The 17,002-nt window shown below is 57.5% G+C and carries 17 protein-coding genes; 10 read left to right on the forward strand and 7 right to left on the reverse strand.

The window, feature by feature from the left end:
• The first annotated feature begins 19 nt into the window (after positions 1-19).
• The 9 genes from crcB (at position 20) to GFB49_RS08280 (ending at position 8,570) form a co-directional block, all read left to right on the forward strand.
• Positions 20-397, forward strand: coding sequence for a fluoride efflux transporter CrcB (gene crcB, locus GFB49_RS08240; RefSeq protein ID WP_153215389.1), 378 nt, complete (start codon positions 20-22; stop codon positions 395-397).
• Between the two features lies 1 nt (position 398).
• Positions 399-1,445: an RluA family pseudouridine synthase gene (locus tag GFB49_RS08245; protein ID WP_153215390.1), complete on the forward strand. Its 1,047-nt coding sequence runs from the start codon at positions 399-401 to the stop codon at positions 1,443-1,445.
• Positions 1,445-2,110 (forward strand): HAD-IA family hydrolase, encoded by a 666-nt coding sequence (locus tag GFB49_RS08250; RefSeq protein ID WP_153215391.1) that lies wholly within the window; start codon positions 1,445-1,447, stop codon positions 2,108-2,110. Before GFB49_RS08245 ends, GFB49_RS08250 begins: the two co-directional genes overlap by 1 nt.
• 4 nt (positions 2,111-2,114) lie before the next feature.
• On the forward strand, positions 2,115-2,822 hold the full coding sequence (locus tag GFB49_RS08255) for an ATP12 family chaperone protein (protein ID WP_153215625.1): 708 nt from the start codon (positions 2,115-2,117) through the stop codon (positions 2,820-2,822).
• Positions 2,823-3,049: 227 nt separating this feature from the next.
• Positions 3,050-4,066: an amino acid ABC transporter substrate-binding protein gene (locus GFB49_RS08260; RefSeq protein ID WP_153215392.1), complete on the forward strand. Its 1,017-nt coding sequence runs from the start codon at positions 3,050-3,052 to the stop codon at positions 4,064-4,066.
• A 128-nt stretch (positions 4,067-4,194) separates the two neighbouring features.
• Entirely contained in the window at positions 4,195-5,427 is a 1,233-nt protein-coding gene (locus tag GFB49_RS08265; RefSeq protein ID WP_153215393.1) for an amino acid ABC transporter permease, read from the forward strand.
• 2 nt (positions 5,428-5,429) lie between these two features.
• Positions 5,430-6,728, forward strand: coding sequence for an amino acid ABC transporter permease (locus GFB49_RS08270; protein ID WP_153215394.1), 1,299 nt, complete (start codon positions 5,430-5,432; stop codon positions 6,726-6,728).
• 12 nt (positions 6,729-6,740) lie between these two features.
• Positions 6,741-7,532, forward strand: a complete 792-nt coding sequence (locus GFB49_RS08275) for an amino acid ABC transporter ATP-binding protein (RefSeq protein ID WP_153215395.1) — start codon at positions 6,741-6,743, stop codon at positions 7,530-7,532.
• A 156-nt stretch (positions 7,533-7,688) separates the two neighbouring features.
• Positions 7,689-8,570, forward strand: coding sequence for a hypothetical protein (locus GFB49_RS08280; RefSeq protein ID WP_153215396.1), 882 nt, complete (start codon positions 7,689-7,691; stop codon positions 8,568-8,570).
• Positions 8,571-8,581: 11 nt separating this feature from the next.
• Here the strand turns inward: GFB49_RS08280 and GFB49_RS08285 are convergent, their stop codons facing one another.
• Both GFB49_RS08285 and argB read right to left on the reverse strand, forming a co-directional pair.
• Positions 8,582-9,079, reverse strand: coding sequence for a SixA phosphatase family protein (locus tag GFB49_RS08285; protein ID WP_153215397.1), 498 nt, complete (start codon positions 9,077-9,079; stop codon positions 8,582-8,584).
• 744 nt (positions 9,080-9,823) lie between these two features.
• Positions 9,824-10,684: an acetylglutamate kinase gene (gene argB, locus GFB49_RS08290; RefSeq protein WP_153215398.1), complete on the reverse strand. Its 861-nt coding sequence runs from the start codon at positions 10,682-10,684 to the stop codon at positions 9,824-9,826.
• Between the two features lie 130 nt (positions 10,685-10,814).
• Between argB and GFB49_RS08295 the strand changes: the two genes are divergently transcribed.
• Positions 10,815-11,543: an SDR family NAD(P)-dependent oxidoreductase gene (locus GFB49_RS08295; protein ID WP_153215399.1), complete on the forward strand. Its 729-nt coding sequence runs from the start codon at positions 10,815-10,817 to the stop codon at positions 11,541-11,543.
• Positions 11,544-11,880: 337 nt separating this feature from the next.
• On the opposite strand, the gene GFB49_RS08300 is transcribed toward GFB49_RS08295, so the two are convergent.
• The 5 genes from GFB49_RS08300 to yidC all read right to left on the reverse strand — a co-directional run bounded on the left by GFB49_RS08300 (position 11,881) and on the right by yidC (position 16,969).
• Entirely contained in the window at positions 11,881-13,308 is a 1,428-nt protein-coding gene (locus GFB49_RS08300; RefSeq protein ID WP_153215400.1) for a PepSY-associated TM helix domain-containing protein, read from the reverse strand.
• A 76-nt stretch (positions 13,309-13,384) separates the two neighbouring features.
• Positions 13,385-13,750: a DUF2946 family protein gene (locus tag GFB49_RS08305; protein WP_153215401.1), complete on the reverse strand. Its 366-nt coding sequence runs from the start codon at positions 13,748-13,750 to the stop codon at positions 13,385-13,387.
• A gap of 2 nt (positions 13,751-13,752) precedes the next feature.
• Positions 13,753-14,403 carry a ribosome biogenesis GTP-binding protein YihA/YsxC gene (gene yihA / locus GFB49_RS08310; protein ID WP_153215402.1) on the reverse strand — a complete coding sequence of 217 codons (651 nt, stop codon included), beginning with the start codon at positions 14,401-14,403 and terminating at the stop codon, positions 13,753-13,755.
• Positions 14,403-15,152: an MOSC domain-containing protein gene (locus tag GFB49_RS08315; protein ID WP_153215403.1), complete on the reverse strand. Its 750-nt coding sequence runs from the start codon at positions 15,150-15,152 to the stop codon at positions 14,403-14,405. Before GFB49_RS08315 ends, yihA begins: the two co-directional genes overlap by 1 nt.
• Positions 15,149-16,969, reverse strand: a complete 1,821-nt coding sequence (gene yidC / locus GFB49_RS08320) for a membrane protein insertase YidC (protein ID WP_153215404.1) — start codon at positions 16,967-16,969, stop codon at positions 15,149-15,151. The genes GFB49_RS08315 and yidC overlap by 4 nt, the downstream gene beginning before the upstream one ends.
• Positions 16,970-17,002 lie beyond the last annotated feature (33 nt).

Raw genomic sequence — 17,002 nt, forward strand, 5'->3', positions numbered from 1 at the left:
TGCGCGACTGACCGGCCTTATGGTTTCAACAGTGGCATATGTGGCGCTGGGCGGCGCGATTGGCGCATCGTTCCGGTTTTTGGTGGGTGTGTGGATCACCCGCGCCTTTGGCGTGCTTGGCTTCCCGCTGGGGGTGCTGAGCGTCAATGTGCTTGGCTCCTTTTTGATGGGGGTTTTTGTTGTTGTGGCGGCGCAACGGGGGGTAACCCATTTGTCGCCCTTTGTGATGACCGGGCTTCTGGGAGGCTTTACGACGTTTTCGGCCTTTTCATTGGAAGCGGTTACGTTGGTGGAACGCGGGAATTTGGGGCAGGCGGCTGTGTATGTCGCGCTGTCTGTTGGCCTCTCGATCGGGGCGTTGTTTTTGGGCCTGATGTTGGCCAGAGGGGTGCTGTGAGATGAGCGGCGTGCAGAATATTACCGTTTCCGAGGATGATGCGGGCCAGCGGATCGACCGGTGGCTGCGTCGGCTGTTTCCCCATGTGAACCAGGGCCGGATTGAGAAGATGTGTCGCAAGGGCGAGCTGCGGCTGGATGGCGGTCGGGTCAAGGCCAACACACGGGTGGAAGCGGGACAAACCGTGCGTGTGCCGCCCCTGGCTGCAAGCGATCTGAAACTTGCCGCTCCGCGAGAGGCGCGGATTTCCGAAGCGGATGCCAAGATGATCCGCGATTGCGTGATCTATAAAGACGACGCAGTGCTTGCGATCAACAAGCCTGCGGGCCTGGCGGTGCAAGGCGGCAGCGGCACCACCAAACATGTTGACGGTCTGGCCGAAGCGCTGAAGTTCGATCTGGACGAAAAGCCGCGTCTGGTGCACCGGTTGGACAAAGACACATCAGGTGTTCTGATCCTGGCGCGCACCCGTCTGGCGGCGCAGGCGCTGACGGCGGCGTTTCGCCATCATGCCACCCGCAAGATTTACTGGGCCTTGGTCGCCGGCGTTCCGACACCTTACTTGGGTGAGGTGAAATGCGGGCTGGTCAAGGCGGGTGGTCATGGGCGCAGTGGCGAAGGCGAAAAGATGATCGCCGTGCATCTGAACGAAGTGGACAGCACGCCGGGCGCAAAGCGATCCCACACGCAATATGCAACGCTGTATCGTGTGGCGAACCGGGCGTCCTGGGTGGCGATGGAGCCGATCACCGGCCGGACCCACCAGCTGCGCGCCCATATGGCTGAGATTGGCCACCCCATTGCTGGGGATGGCAAATACGGTGGCTCGGGGCAGGATAATATGGGGGACGGCTGGGGCGCGCAGATCGGTGGCGTGATCTCCAAGAAGCTGCATCTGCATTGCCGTCGCATGGCGTTTGAACATCCGGATACCAAAAAGCAGGTCTCTATCGTGGCTGAACTGCCGGAGCATATGAAACAGAGCTGGGATACCTTTGGCTGGACCGAAGATCTGGCGGCGGATGATCCGTTCGAGAGCCTGCGGTAATGTCGGACCTGCGGCTGGTTCTGTTTGATGTGGATGGCACGCTGGTGGACAGCCAGGGGGCAATCGTTGGTGCAATGACGGCGGCCTTTGGTGGATTGGATCTGCCAGTGCCACCACGTAATCAGATCCTGTCGATTGTGGGTCTGTCGCTGCCGCAGGCCGTTGCGCAGCTGGTGCCGGATCTGCCTGGTGATCTGCAGGCCGGCGTGGTTGAAGGCTATAAGCGTGCATATAAAGCCGCGCGGCTGGCGGGGGGGGCGGCGCATTCGCCGCTTTATTCCGGCGCGGCTGAGGCGCTGGCTGAGCTTCATGCGGTGCCCGAATATCTGCTGGGTGTGGCTACGGGCAAATCGCAGCGCGGTTTGGATGGGTTGCTGGAGGCGCATGACCTGACCTGTTTTGTCACCCGGCAGGTGGCGGATCATCACCCGTCGAAACCGAATCCTTCGATGGTGATGGCGGCGATGGCGGAAACGGGTGTGGCACCGGAACATACGGTGATGATTGGCGACACCTCTTATGACATGGACATGGGACGCGCCGCAGGGGTGACGACCATTGCAGTGCCCTGGGGATTTCACCCGGTGGAGCAGTTGCGAGCGGATCATGTGATCCGGGATTTTGCTGCGTTAAAACCCCTGTTGAATGAGATCTGGAAAGGCTGAGGCGATGAGCGAGTGGAAACAGAAACGGTTCTGGACCGAGGCAACAGCCGCGCCTGAGGGTGACGGGTTCACCGTGCTTTTGGATGGGCGCAAGGTGAAGACACCGGCCAAGGCTGCTTTGGTTTTGCCAACCCTTGCGATGGCCCAAGCGGTGGCCGCGGAATGGGACGCGCAGGTGGATCATGTGGATCCCAACAGTATGTCCTGCACAAGGTCCGCCAATGCGGCCATCGACAAGGTCGCAATCCAGCACGCAGAAGTCGCCGACATGCTGGCGGACTATGGTGATTCGGATTTGCTGTGTTACCGCGCAGATAGCCCGCAGGCGCTGGTTGAGCGCCAGTCAGAGGCTTGGGACGTTGCGTTAGTTTGGGCCGCAGAGGTTTTGGGCGCGCGCCTTGCTGCAAGAACGGGCATTATGCATGCGGGCCAAGATCCGGCGGCTTTGACCGTTTTACGGGAAAAAACCCATGCTTTTAGCGCCTTTGAGTTGGCTGCCTTTCACGATCTTGTGTCGATGTCGGGGTCGTTGGTTTTGGGCTTTGCCGCGGCACTGGATTGGCGGCCTGCTGATGCCATTTGGGAGCTGTCCCGAGTAGATGAAAAATGGCAGGAAGATCAATGGGGTGCAGATGAAGAAGCGGTTGAAATCGCGACCCGGAAACGCGGTGAATTTATGCACGCCAAACGCTTCTTTGATCTGTGCAAATGATACATAAAACCAGCGTAGCACAGGCGTAAACCCACAACCTCTGACCGAGTTTCAAGCAATTTGCGAATGGAACCATCGAAAATCCTGATCACGGTCTTGACGTTTGTTGATGATTGATCACACACTCAAGGCGAATTTGGGAGCAACTCAGGTTCATCTGATCCGGGGGGGAACAACTTTGTCCCGGAAATAACCGCAAATAAGCGGAAAATCAGGAAGAGGTAAAAATGAAGAAATCCGTATTTTTTGGTGCCATGACCGTTGCTGGTCTGGCAGCTGGTGCGGCTGCTGCAGCGACCCTGGATGACGTAAAGTCCCGTGGCAAGCTGAACTGCGGTGTGTCCACCGGTCTGACCGGCTTCTCTGCACCGGATGCGAATGGCGAATGGCAAGGTTTTGACGTTGCTGTCTGCCGTGCGGTTGCCGCTGCGGTTCTGGGTGATGCAAGCGCTGTCGAGTTTGTCCCGACCACCGGTAAAACCCGTTTCACCGCGCTGGCGTCCGGCGAGATCGACATGCTGGCCCGTAACACCACCTGGACCTTCTCGCGCGATGTCGACCTGAAGTTCGACTTTGTTGGCGTGAACTACTATGATGGTCAGGGCTTTATGGTTCCCAAAGAGCTGGGCGTGACCTCGGCCAAGGAACTGGATGGCGCAACTGTTTGTATCCAGACCGGCACCACCACCGAGCTGAACCTGGCGGATTTCTTCCGTGTGAACAACATCAGCTATGAGCCGGTTCCGATCGAAACCAATGCCGAAGCACAGCAGCAGTATCTGGCTGGCTCTTGCGACGTTTACACCACCGACGCATCTGGTCTGGCGGCAACCCGCGCGACTTTTGACGCGCCGGATGCACACGTCCTGCTGCCGGAAATCATCTCCAAAGAGCCGCTGGGCCCGCTGGTCCGCCACGGCGACAACGGCTGGGGTGACGTGGTTCGCTGGACCATGAACGCGCTGGTTGCAGCTGAAGAGCTGGGTATCACATCTGCCAACCTGGCCGAGATGGCAGCTGGCACCAACAACCCGGAAATCAACCGTCTGCTGGGCTCCGAAGGCACTCTGGGTGAGATGCTGGGCCTGGACGCTGACTTTGGCGCAAAAGCCATCGCAGCTGGCGGCAACTACGGCGAAGTGTTTGCCAAGAACATCGGTGAAGACACGCCGATTGGTCTGGCACGCGGTCTGAACGCATTGTGGACCGAAGGTGGCCTGCAGTACGCACCGCCTTTCCGTTAAAATGTAATCGGGAAAAGGGCGCGGGAAACCGCGCCCTTTTCTCATCCAAATAATTGCTGCGGGATGTACGGAGCGGGGGCAAACCTCCGACGGGACTGGATCACCGCACGCTTTGGGGATTTCACCACATGTCAACTTTGACTGACCCGCCGAAAACCGCTTTTCGGCTGTCGATGCTCATCAACGACACCCGTTACCGGTCGTTGACTTTCCAGGCTCTGGCCTTTCTGGCTTTGGCGCTTTCATTTGTCTATCTCGGGAACAATCTAGTTGAGAACCTGCGCACCGCGGGTTTGAACATCAACTTTGGCTTCCTGGGCGACACTGCCGGTTACGACATCAGCCAGCGTTTGGTTGAATATGGCAACCAGGACAGCCACAGCCGCGCCGCTTTGGTCGGTTTGCTGAATACGGTTCTGGTGGCCTTTCTGGCCTGTATCACCGCCACCGTCTTTGGTGTGATTGCCGGTGTTCTGCGCCTGTCGAACAACTGGCTTGTGTCCAAGCTGATGGCGTTCTACGTCGAGATCTTCCGGAACATTCCGGTGCTGATCTGGATCATCATCATCTTTACCGTGATGACCGCCGTGATGCCTGCACCGCGCGCCTATCGGGGCGACAATGCCACGGCGTCGATGCTGTTGGATGCGGTCGCCTTTACCAACCGGGGTGTCTATATCCCGATGCCGTTTTTTGAAAACGGGCTGATGCCGGGGCAGACGCTAAACTGGCTGGTGGTTCTGGTTGTGGCGGTCGGTTCATGGTTTGCAGCGCGTAAGATCAATGTCTGGGCCACCGCCAAACAAGAAGAAAGCGGCGTTCGCCCCAAGACCTTGCCGATGGTGCTGGGTGTCTGGCTTGTGCCCTTTGTGATCATGATGTTGATCATGGGGCTGGCCTGGGAATACCCGGCGCTCAAAGGGTTTAACTTCCAAGGTGGGATCAAAATTGGCGGTCCGCTGATCGCTCTGTGGTTTGCGCTGTCGATCTATACTGGGGCCTTTATCGCGGAAAACGTGCGCGCTGGTATTCAGGCTGTGTCCAAAGGCCAGACCGAAGCCGCCGCGGCGCTGGGTCTACGTCCGGGCAAGGTGATGAACCTGGTGGTTCTGCCACAGGCCCTGCGCATCATCATTCCACCGCTCATTTCACAATATCTGAACATTACCAAAAACTCTTCGCTGGCGATTGCCGTGGGCTATGCGGATATCACCGCGACGCTTGGCGGCATTACGTTGAACCAGACGGGGCGTGCCATTGAATGTGTTCTGCTGTTGATGGCCTTCTATCTGACCGCCTCTTTGCTGATCTCGGCGGTGATGAATGTCTACAACGCATCTGTGAAGCTGAAGGAGCGGTGAAGATGACGGATCAATCAACCAATTCCGTTGCTTTTGTCGCGGATGGCAATATCCCCCAATCACCGCCGCCAGCGCGTGAGACCGGGGCAATCAAATGGGTACGGGCCAACCTGTTTTCTTCGTGGATGAACGGCATTTTGACCGTTGCGGCCCTGCTGATCATCTACAAACTGCTGTCAGATGCGCTGCCGTGGATCTGGAACGGTGTCTGGACCACTTCGAGCCTGTCGGAATGCCGCGAGGTGCTGCAGGGCAAGACCGGGGCCTGTTTCTCGGTCCTGTCAGAACGCTGGAACCAGCTTCTGTTTGGGTTCAAATACCCGACGGATCAATACTGGCGCCCAACCCTGGCTTTTGTGCTGCTGTTTGTGGCGGCGGCGCCGGTTCTGTTCTTTGACCTGCCGCGCAAGCTTTTGGCGTTCACGGCGCTTTACCCATTCTTGGCCTTCTGGCTGATCTGGGGGGGCACCATTCTGGCCCCGATCGTGGCGCTTTTGGGTGTGGCGGCTGCGGCCTATGTGTTCCAGACCTATGGTAAGGCAAGCTTTGCCATCGGGTTCTTTGGCGCAATTGCTGCGGCTTTTGCGGTGTGGATCATCGGCGGCAAGCTGATCCCGGACGGGGCGTCAGACAACGCGCTGTTGCAGGCGGTTCCCTCGCGGGATCTGGGTGGGTTTATGCTCAATATGATGTTGGGCGTGACCTGTGTGTCGCTGTCAGTACCCCTGGGCATTGCGCTGGCGCTGGGGCGTCAGTCCAACATGCCGCTGATCAAATGGATCTGCGTGATCTTTATTGAGTTCGTGCGGGGCGTGCCGCTGATCACGCTGTTGTTTGTGGCCTCGGTGATGCTGAGCTACTTCTTCCCGCCCGACAGCACCGTGGACCTGTTCCTGCGGGTGGTGATTATGATCACCATGTTCTCGGCCGCTTATATTGCCGAGGTGATCCGCGGCGGTCTGGCTGCCCTGCCCAAAGGACAATATGAGGCTGCGGACAGTCTGGGGCTTGATTATGCGCAGGCGATGCGTCTGATCATCCTGCCCCAAGCGCTGAAGATCTCCATTCCCGGCATCGTGAACGTGGCCGTGGGTCTGTTCAAAGACACCACGCTGGTCTCGGTCATCTCCATGTTCGATTTGGTCGGCATGATCCGGGGTCCGATCCTGGCCTCCACCGAATGGAGCGGGGTCTACTGGGAGCTTCTGGGCGCGGCTGCGGTCCTGTTCTTCATCGTGTGCTACGGCATTTCTCAATATTCGCAGTGGCTTGAGCGTCGTCTCGCCACCGATCATCGCTAAGGAGTTCAAACCATGTCTGAATTGGCAATTGAACGTGAAATCGACCGCTCGAAAATGTCCATCTCGGATGAGGTGGCCATTCAAATCACCGGCATGAACAAGTGGTACGGCCAGTTCCACGTGCTGCGGGATATCAATCTGACCGTCAACCGGGGCGAACGGATTGTGATTGCCGGCCCGTCAGGCTCGGGTAAGTCCACCATGATCCGCTGTCTGAACGCTCTGGAAGAGCATCAGGAAGGGCAGATCATCGTCGATGGGACTGAGCTGACCTCGGATCTGAAAAACATCGACAAGATCCGCTCGGAAGTGGGCATGTGTTTCCAGCACTTCAACCTGTTCCCGCATCTGACGATCCTGGAAAACTGCACGCTGGCACCGATCTGGGTGCGTAAAACCCCCAAGAAGGAAGCCGAAGAGTTGGCGATGCACTTCCTGGAAAAGGTGAAGATCCCAGATCAGGCCCATAAGTATCCTGGCATGCTGTCCGGTGGTCAACAGCAGCGGGTGGCGATTGCACGGTCTTTGTGCATGAAACCGCGGATCATGCTGTTTGACGAGCCGACATCGGCGCTGGACCCGGAGATGATCAAAGAAGTGCTCGACACCATGATCGAGCTGGCCGAAGAGGGGATGACCATGCTCTGTGTGACCCACGAGATGGGCTTTGCCCGTCAGGTGGCGAACCGGGTGATCTTTATGGCCGATGGTCAGATCGTCGAACAGAACGAGCCGGAAGAGTTCTTTAACAACCCGAAATCAGAGCGGACACAGCAGTTCCTGAGCCAGATTTTGGGACACTGATCACAATCTGTTGTGAAACGGGAAGGCCGGGCATTCGCCCGGCCTTTTTTACTTCCTTTGGGGTTTCTTCAAGATGAGGCCTTGTTCAGTATTTGCTAACCAGGCTTTGATAGGGAGAAAAGCGTAAGGGTTATCATCCTTGAGGTGTTTATCGCAATGACCGCCATGAAAATCTGCCTTCTTGTCCCGACCTACAAACGTAACATTCCGCTCGTCCGTTTATTGACACAGATGCATCAGCGTCGATCACAGTATACTGGCCCTTGCGAATTTCACGTGGCGGTTACTGATAGTGATCGTAATAACGAAGCGCGGCATATAATTGAGCCGCTTTGCGACAAGTACATTACGAATGAAGGTGTCGGCTTCGACGACAATATGTACTTCTTCTATTCAAAATACTTGGATGGCTATGATTATGTCCTGTCAATCAGCGACGACGATCTGTTAAGCGTGGGAAGCTTGAACCCGCTTGACTTGATTGAGCTGGCTACCAAAGGCAAGGCCGACGCGGTGCTGTTCGGACACAGAAGCTATACAACGCCGGATATCAACGCGATGGACTTTCAATTGACGCTTCAATCGCATTTCTACGATCGAGAGCTTTTTCATGAAAGCTCTGAAACGTTTCGCCTTTTTATGCTCGGGTACATCCCGCGTCACATTGGGATTATGTATCGGTGCTCTCTAATCCAAAATTACTTGCCACAGGTTGAGCTGTTTCGTGACACTCTCCATCTTTTTGCGGCGCCGTTCATGTTGGCGGCACGTGATAACAAAATCGAATTTGCGGATGTCTCTCTCGCTTATTTCAACGATGACCAAAAGGGTGATGGCGCTTGGCAGAATGAAACATCTGTGATCTCTGGATTGATCAAATTTCAGAAGGTCTGCAAAACTCTGATGAGCCCAGCTGACTATGAAATTCTGGAACGAGGGTTTTGGGCGCATTACTTCGGCAACGGCGCAATGCTACGCTCCCTAATCAGAAAGAATTTCCCGTCCGAGGGCTCAATTCGTGCGGCTTTGGCTGCTTGAAACTGGAAAATTCATACGCCAATAAGTTCGCGCGGGACGGCGAAATCTAGGGCGCGCCCGCTGCCCCACTTTAAATCGCTCCAGCGGTCGATTTGGAAGCTGGCCACCAGCGTTGCTCCGGTTGGGTAGTCCTCGAACCGTGAATGGGCTGGTGCATGGTGTAAAATCGCATGGGCAAAGGCTGCGATGCCTGGATTGTGACCTATGATCATGACCTTGTTCTGCTCTGCTTCGCGCAGGACCTGAAACATCACCTCTGAACTGGCATGATAAAGGCGTTCGATGAATATCGCCGGTGCGTCGAGCTCCATCAATTCATAAGTTTCGCGTGTGCGGTTGGACGAGGAAGAGATTACTTGTTCTGGAACATGGCCACAGTCTCTGAGCCAGGCGCCAAGGGCAATCGATGATCGGATCCCGCGTTTGTTCAAAGGACGCGCATGATCGCTTGGGGCATCTGTGTCCCAAGCGGATTTGGCATGACGGGTGAGGATCAAAGTGCAGGTCATGGCGCGTGAAAATACCTCATGTGGTGGGCGGATTGGGCGTCCGATCGTGCCGCTCCGACAGAGAGCGGGCAACGTCGACGGGCCAGGCAGCCAAAGTCCATACAGTCTTGCCCTTTAGCTGTGTCCAAGTGTTTATGGCAGCTTGCCACTTGATACGGGCCGCCGTCAACCAATGCGCTTGCTGGGCAAGAGTAAATGCATGCTTTAATTGTGCAATCTGGGCATGGAGACTGCGCCAGCCGTGGTACTGGTATGTCAATCTTGTCCGCAAGGTGGAGGGCTCCGCGATAGGATAACATCAATCCCATCTCATCATGCACCAGCAATTGCGACGGCGATGTGAAAGCACGCCCTGAGGCCAGAGCCCATTGAACAAATGGTTTAAAAGGTGGGCCTCCAAACGGGAAATGCGTCTGGGCTGTAAACCGGTTTGCCAATTCCGTGACAACGCGGGTGGACCAGCGATCAATCGGGTCAGGCTGCCCATCGTTCCATTCCGGTGATCGCGTGAAAGGTTGCCAGAAGCTGCCATCTGTTCCAAGCAGGATTATGGTTCCACCGGTCACTGGGCCGGTGGACGGGTGGAAGGCACCATAGACAGCCAGATGCGCAGCCTGCGTAGCCGCTTCAATCTGACTGTAGATATCACAGTTCATTGGCCGTCCTGTTGTTGGAATGACAACAGGATAGCCAACTGGGTAGGATTACCAAGATTATTTTGGACAACAACGCGCGGGCGCGCCGTTATGCACGGATCATAGAGCCTGCGCCATGATCGGTGAAAAGTTCCAGCAGCACCGCGTTTTGAACCCGGCCATCCACGATGGTACAGGCCCGAACCCCACCGCGCACGGCCAGAAGGGCGGTTTCAGTCTTGGGGATCATGCCCCCGGCAATCACGCCTTCGGCCGTCATCGCCTCGACATCTGCGGCTTTGAGCTCGGTCATCACATCTCCGTCGGCGTTCTTTACACCCGCGACATCGGTCAGCAGCAGCAGGCGATCGGCTTTCAGACATTGCGCGATGGCGCCGGCAGCTGTGTCCCCATTGATATTGAGCGTGGCCCCATCCCTTCCCACACCAATGGGGGCGATGACCGGTACCATGTCCTTGTCAAAGAGGTTTTTCAGAACCGTGGGATCCATCTCGGCGGGTTGGCCGACAAAGCCCAGCTCCGGGTTTGGTACATCACAGGTGATCAGGTTGGCGTCCTTGCCCGAGAGCCCTACGGCGCGACCACCCTGACGGTTGAGCGCGTGAACAATCCGCTTGTTGACAACGCCCGACAGAACCATTTCGACCACTTCCATGGTGGCCGCATCTGTGACGCGTTTGCCGTTTACAAATGTGCTTTGGATCTGGAGCTTCTCAAGCATCGCATTGATCATTGGTCCGCCACCATGGACGATCACCGGGTTCACGCCGACCTGACGCAGCAGAACGATGTCTCGAGCGAAACTGTCCATGGCTTCGTCGCTGCCCATGGCATGACCACCCAGTTTGACAACCACAATCGCATCATCATAGCGCTGCAGATACGGCAATGCGCTGGAGAGTGTTTCGGCGGTGGCAATCCAATCCCGGTTCATATCCTGTTTCTTCATCGCTCTATCATCCCTTTGACGGGTGGGTTTAGGGACAATTTACACCGCTGCCAAGGGCCGGGAGCGTTATTCCATTGCAGCGCCCCCCGCAATTGGTAGATTTCCGGTAATTCCAGACAGGAGAGACCACATGCGGCAAAAGACTCTACTGCTGACGGGGGCGAGCCGGGGAATCGGTCATGCCACCGTGCGCCGGTTTCACAATGAAGGCTGGCGGGTAATCACCTGCTCTCGTCAGGCCCATCCAGAAGAATGCCCCTGGGGTGGCGGAGCCGAGGATCACGTTCAGCTGGATCTGGGCGACCCTGCCGATACGATCAATGCGGTAGGGCTGATCCAGGAGCGTATTGACGGCAAATTGGATGCGCTGGTGAACAACGCGGGCATTTCACCCAAGGCCGAGGATGGCGGCCGGTTGAATACATTGAACACAGATCTGGCCGATTGGGGGCGCGTGTTTCACGTGAACTTCTTTGCCCCGGTTGTGCTGGCGCGTGGTCTCAAGGATGAACTGGCAGCGGCCAAAGGATCGGTTGTGAATGTGACCTCGATTGCGGGCAGCCGTGTGCATCCTTTTGCGGGCGCGGCCTATGCGACCTCCAAGGCCGCACTGGCGGCGCTAACCCGTGAAATGGCCCATGACTTTGGCCCTATGGGGGTGCGGGTCAATGCAATTGCCCCTGGTGAGGTTGAAACCGCGATCCTGAGCCCAGGAACCGATAAAATCGTCGAGAAACTGCCGATGCAGCGTCTGGGCCAGCCGTCGGAAGTCGCGGATGCGATCTTTTACCTTTGTTCCGATCAAAGCTCCTATATCTCGGGTGCAGAGATCGAAGTGAACGGTGCCCAGCACGTATAAAACGCCGCCGCCTGCGCCTGTTGCGCGGGTGGAATTTTAAGTATTTGGGAAAAGATGAAAAAGAGCCTCCATCAGGACACCTCTGTTCTGTGTTGAGGCTATTTGCTTTCGTCTTTTTAAAAATACTTATGCGTGCCCTAAGGACTTGGAACCAAGGTTAAAAAAGGCCCGCATACCGCATGGGTTGCGGGCCAGTTTCGGGCATGGATGCCTGTCGCAAGCGTCATGCAGGGCACCAAAGGCGGCCTGCATTGGTCTGACTGGGAAGGGACGTCGACGCAGAGCATCCGTGCCCGTCGGCCTGGTGTGAAACAGGCTGACATAGCAGAGCGAAAGGTTAGCTAAGCGCCCGTTTTAGAACTGGCAGATTGCTCAGTAACAGTACGTCCAGTGCCAAAACGACCAGCAGTGTCACCCCCACAAGCGGGAAGGCCAGGGCGCAGAACAGACCAACAAGAAGGGCACCTTTCCAGAACGGTAGGTCTGCGGGCACAGGCGGAGCAGCCAGACGTGCTGCGCCGCTCGGGCGGCGTTTTACCCACATTACAATGCCCGAGACGCTGATGAAGATGACTGAGAGGCAGAATACAAGGTTCAGGACAAAGTTCCACGTGCCCATCAGCCCCATATGGAAGGGAATGCCAACGGCCATGGATTTGCCGGCCCAGGAATAATCCGCATAGGCCACATCAGCGAGGATCTTGCCGCTGTATTGATCCACATGGATGGTTCGGTCGATGAAAGGATCATCACTGTCCGATGACATGCTGTCGCGGTTGATGGTCCACACGCCTTTGTCGCTGCCGGGATAGGCCAGGCGGAAACGCCCCTCCATCCCCAAGGCGCGTCCCAGGGCGATGACGGTTTCGGCTGTTACCGGCTCACCTTCGGCAGTGCCGGTGATCCCGGCCTCTGAGCCTGAGGCTGGCATCGGTGTCTGTTCCAGCGCCCAGGGCACATCATTGGTGTGGCCGTGGTTCAGATGTGCGGCGTGGGTTGTGTCCGACAGGGGGACCGCATCCCATTTCTGCGCCGGAAAGGTCGACCAGGCCTGCACAAACTTGCCGCCCCAGATCCCGGTCCAGGACAGGCCCGAAATCAGGAAGACGATCAACAGCGCGGACATCCAGAACCCAACCACCCCGTGCAGACTTTTCCAAAGGGCGCGGCGCCGCGCGGAAAAGTCGGGCAGAAGAGCAGCGCGCCAGTTGTCGCGCGGCCACCAGATATAAAGCCCGGTCAGAACCAGCAAGAGGCCCAGACCGGCTGCGATCTCAATCAGCCGGTCACCGGTGTCGCCGATCAGAAGTGAGCCGTGCAGATTGTCGGCCCAGTCGTACCAGCCGGCGCGGCGGTCCCAGACCTTGAGCACCTCACCGGTGTATTGGTTCAGGGCGACCAGCCGCTGGCCCTCGTCGGTTTTGATCCGAAAAACCGTGGCCAATGTTTCGGACTTGGGACCGATCCATTCCGCCAGGTCTCCCGGTTGGGCCGCCAGCGCTGCGGCGGCCTGCCTGTCGTAGGGCAGCGCTTGTTCGGTCACGGTGGTGAGTTGGATTTTCTCGCCATCACGACCGTCGAACTGGGTGATCAACATCATCATCAGCCCGGTCACGGCCAGCATGATCATAAAGGGGACGACATAAAGGCCTGCGTAGAAATGCCAGCGCCATGCGGCAAAATAGAATTTTTGCGCCAGTTTATCAGGGTCTTGCGCAGCTGCGCGGGTGGGGTGGGGTTGGCGTGCTGCCGGTGTGGTTTCCATGCGGAATACTCTCCATACCAATGGGGCTCCGGACCCAGATCATGGGCCGGTGAATTCATACAAAGCTGTTGGGAATTCAGGAGAGTGTGGGTGGGCCGCGGGCGTCATAGCGCCAGTGGAACCCGGCGCTGTGATGGGTAAAGGCCGCGTGCGCCCAGGACGACCGGCGCAGGGACAGATCCAGCGGCAGGGCCGGACTTTCGGTCAGCATGGCTGTCTGTGACAGTGCAGCAAAGGGGCAAATGCGATCGCCGTCGTGATCCTCTCCGTCATGAGGAGAGGTGTCGTTGCCCAGGTCGACCCATTGTTCCACATCCCCTTCGGAGGTGCAGATCACCATCAGAACCTTGCCGTCGGTTCCCACCGTTGGCATCCAGCCAGACGGGACCATCCCGGCGACAGCCAGGGCAATCAACAGGAGATATGACGACAGGCGATTCATTCTTAGGGGAGATTGGCGATAATCGCGCGCAGTGTCGAGATACCGTCGCCTTTCTCGGATGAGGTCAGCACAATCTCGGGATAGGCGGCGGGGTGTTTGGACAGGGCGGTTTTGACCTGTTCTATCACCTTCTCGCGGTCTTTGGCTTTGACCTTGTCCGCTTTGGTCATCACACATTGGAAGGTGACGGCCGAGGTGTCCAGCAGCTTCATGATCTCCTCATCCACCGCCTTGACCCCATGGCGGCTGTCAATCAGCACAAAGGCGCGGCGCAGGTTCTGGCGTCCGGACAGGTATTTTTTCAGCAGCTTCTGCCATTTCTCCACCACATCCAGCGGCGCATTGGCATAGCCATATCCCGGCAGGTCGACCAGATAATGGTCTGCACCTTGCATGAAAAAGTTGATCTCTTGCGTGCGGCCGGGCGTGTTGGAGGCGCGCGCCAGACCTTTGGTCCCGGTCAGCGCGTTGATCAGTGAGGATTTGCCCACATTGGAACGACCGGCAAAACAGACCTCGGTCCGGTCCGCATCCGGCAGGCCATTCATGGCGACCACGCCTTTCAGAAACTCGGATTCGCGGGCAAACAGCTTGCGCCCTTTTTCCGAGGAGATCTCATCCGGCGCGTCCGCCAGGGTAAACTGCATCTGCATCAAAGGACTTTCACAGGATCGCCCAGGTTGATACGGCCAGGGCGGACAACTTCGGCGGCCACCGAGAAATGCTGGTGGCCAAAGCTTTCATTCAGGGTTTTTAGTGTCTCAGCGTCGCGTTCGCCCGTATCCGGGTTGGCGGTGGTTGCCATGCAGCGTTTGACGCGTTCGCGGACCTGCAGGACGGCTTCGCCAATCTGAACCTCACGGTCGATCCAGGCCTCTTCGGCCCAGGCCTCGCCCAGATCAAACCAGATATTGCTGCGCCAGCGGGTGCGGGCCAGATCCTGACCCATCGCGGTTTCGACCGCTTTGTGAGAGGCGAGGTTTGCCAGCGTGATCGAGGCATAGGGCGTATCGGTCATGGCGCGGGACTTTGCCCGGACCAGCTGGGCGGGTGCCGGACGGTTTTCTGCCACCAAGGGGCGCACCCATTCCAGAAAGGCGGATGCATTGCCATCCGGCAAAAAGGTGATTTGCCCGGCGGTTGGATGGGTCAGCGTCAGCTCACCGGTTTTGTCGTTGAGCTGCGAGGCAATGGCCATCAGCTGGGGCGAGCCGGCCGCGCGGGTAAAGTTACGACACGGTGCCCATTCAGAGCCATCGGCATCCTTGGCCTCCTCATGCGCAACCGCCCAAAGACGATCGCCGGGCAAAGCTTGCCCGGCGGTCAGGGTTACCTGTTCCAACGTTTCACGACCATGTGCTTTGATCGAGTGACGCCAGATTTCTGTAACGGTGTTGGTCATTCGCTCTCCGGCTTCTCGCCACGCTTGAAGCTTTTCCTGATGTTGCCAAACACATCCGGCGTATAGCCGTGGCTGCGCATGATCAGGTACTGCTGGGCAAAGGTGATGGTGTTGTTTGCAATCCAGTAAACCACCAGACCTGACGCAAAGCTACCCAGCATGAACATGAAGACCCACGGCATCCAGGCAAAAACCATCTGCTGTGTCGGATCGGTTGGCGCCGGGTTCAGTTTCTGTTGCAGCCACATGGACACGCCCAGAAGGATCGGCAGCACACCAATAAAGACCAGTGCCAGGATGCTTTCGGGGGCAGGGGAGGCCCAAGGCAACAGGCCAAAGAGGTTGAACAAAGAGGTCGGATCCGGGGCCGACAGATCCTGGAACGGACCAAAGAAAGGCGCGTGACGCAGTTCCAGGGTGACAAAGATCACCTTGTAGAGCGAGAAGAAGATCGGGATCTGAATGAGGATTGGCAGACAGCCTGCGGCCGGGTTGACCTTTTCCTTCTTATACAGCTCCATCATCTCTTTTTGCATTTTCTGGCGATCATCGCCTGCGCGCTCTTTCAGCTTCTCCATCTCGGGCTGGAGTTCCTTCATCTTCGCCATTGAAGAATAGGATTTCCATGCCAGAGGCAGCACCAAGACCTTGATCAGAATGGTCAGCGCGATAATCGCAACGCCCATATTGCCGATCAGCTGGTTCAGCCAGTGCAGCACGGCAAAGATCGGCTTGGTCAGCATAAAGAACCAACCCCAGTCGATGCTGTCGATAAAGCCTGCAATGCCTGCTTTTTCATAGGCTTTGATGGTGGCCCATTCCTTGGCACCGGCAAAAAGCTGGGTCGAGGTCGCGGCAGACGCGCCATCAGCAACCGTCATCGTCGGCATGACCACATCGGTCTGATAGATGTCACGGCGCGGGTCGTGTTTTGCAATGGCACGGTACGGCTGGCCGTTTTCTGGGATCAGCGTGGCCATCCAATAGTGGTCGGTAAAGCCGATCCAGCCGCTGTCTTCGACGGCGACGGTTTCCGCATTTGATGCATCACGTGGGTCGACTTCGAAATCCTCGAAGTTGCTGTATTTGACCTGGCTCAGCTCTCCGTCGGCTTCGCGCACCAGACCTTCGTGCAGAACAAAGAAGTTCTTGAGGTCTTGTGGCTCACCATGACGGGCAAGGGTGCCATAGGGGGCCAGCGCAACCGAAGCGCCGGTGGCATTGGTCACGGCCTGGTCGATTTTGAACATATAGTCCGCATCCACCGAGATGGTGCGGGTAAAGGACAAGCCCTTGCCGTTGTCCCAGGTCAGCGTGACGGGGGTCTCAGGCGTCAGGGTCGCGTCCGGGCTGGCGGACCACAACGTGTTTGCGCCGGGGACGTCATCAATGCCAAGGCCGGTACCAGGCGCCCAACCATAGAGCGCGTAATAGGCGTTGGCCTGACCCACGGGGGTCAGCAGATGAACAATGTCCGAGGCGGGATCATTGGTGACCTGATAATCCTTGAGCGCCAGATCATCGATACGACCGCCCTTGAGCGAGATCGAGCCTTTGAGGCGCGGGCTGTCGATGGCGACACGGGGCGCGTCGTCTTCGGCATCGGCTGTGGTGCTGACCGCCTGTGCGTCAGCGGCGCCGGCTGCAGCCGCCGCAGGCGCTGACACCGCACCATCTGTTGGCGGGGTCAGGTCGGACTGGGCCAGCTCTGTTGGCGCAGGCTCGTCAGCCGGCGGGGGGAAAAACGTATACCAACCGAGCAGCACGACAGCGCTGAGAGCGGTTGCAAGGAGAAGGTTCTTGTTCTGATCGTCCATCTGGGACTGCCACCTCATGCGTGCAAATGACAG

The sequence above is a fragment of the Tritonibacter litoralis genome (genome assembly GCF_009496005.1).
Taxonomy (GTDB): domain Bacteria; phylum Pseudomonadota; class Alphaproteobacteria; order Rhodobacterales; family Rhodobacteraceae; genus Epibacterium; species Epibacterium litoralis.

Bases quoted from the DNA above. Each gene is read 5' to 3' on its own strand.
- GFB49_RS08275 (WP_153215395.1), top strand. From the start codon at position 6,741: ATGTCTGAATTGGCAATTGAACGTGAAATCGACCGCTCGAAAATGTCC.
- GFB49_RS08285 (WP_153215397.1), bottom strand. From the start codon at position 9,079: ATGACCTGCACTTTGATCCTCACCCGTCATGCCAAATCCGCTTGGGAC.
- GFB49_RS08245 (WP_153215390.1), top strand. From the start codon at position 399: ATGAGCGGCGTGCAGAATATTACCGTTTCCGAGGATGATGCGGGCCAG.
- GFB49_RS08250 (WP_153215391.1), top strand. From the start codon at position 1,445: ATGTCGGACCTGCGGCTGGTTCTGTTTGATGTGGATGGCACGCTGGTG.
- yihA (WP_153215402.1), bottom strand. From the start codon at position 14,403: ATGCAGATGCAGTTTACCCTGGCGGACGCGCCGGATGAGATCTCCTCG.
- GFB49_RS08255 (WP_153215625.1), top strand. From the start codon at position 2,115: ATGAGCGAGTGGAAACAGAAACGGTTCTGGACCGAGGCAACAGCCGCG.
- argB (WP_153215398.1), bottom strand. From the start codon at position 10,684: ATGAAGAAACAGGATATGAACCGGGATTGGATTGCCACCGCCGAAACA.
- GFB49_RS08300 (WP_153215400.1), bottom strand. From the start codon at position 13,308: ATGGAAACCACACCGGCAGCACGCCAACCCCACCCCACCCGCGCAGCT.
- GFB49_RS08305 (WP_153215401.1), bottom strand. From the start codon at position 13,750: ATGAATCGCCTGTCGTCATATCTCCTGTTGATTGCCCTGGCTGTCGCC.
- GFB49_RS08280 (WP_153215396.1), top strand. From the start codon at position 7,689: ATGACCGCCATGAAAATCTGCCTTCTTGTCCCGACCTACAAACGTAAC.
- GFB49_RS08260 (WP_153215392.1), top strand. From the start codon at position 3,050: ATGAAGAAATCCGTATTTTTTGGTGCCATGACCGTTGCTGGTCTGGCA.
- GFB49_RS08295 (WP_153215399.1), top strand. From the start codon at position 10,815: ATGCGGCAAAAGACTCTACTGCTGACGGGGGCGAGCCGGGGAATCGGT.
- GFB49_RS08265 (WP_153215393.1), top strand. From the start codon at position 4,195: ATGTCAACTTTGACTGACCCGCCGAAAACCGCTTTTCGGCTGTCGATG.
- crcB (WP_153215389.1), top strand. From the start codon at position 20: ATGGTTTCAACAGTGGCATATGTGGCGCTGGGCGGCGCGATTGGCGCA.
- GFB49_RS08315 (WP_153215403.1), bottom strand. From the start codon at position 15,152: ATGACCAACACCGTTACAGAAATCTGGCGTCACTCGATCAAAGCACAT.
- GFB49_RS08270 (WP_153215394.1), top strand. From the start codon at position 5,430: ATGACGGATCAATCAACCAATTCCGTTGCTTTTGTCGCGGATGGCAAT.
- yidC (WP_153215404.1), bottom strand. From the start codon at position 16,969: ATGGACGATCAGAACAAGAACCTTCTCCTTGCAACCGCTCTCAGCGCT.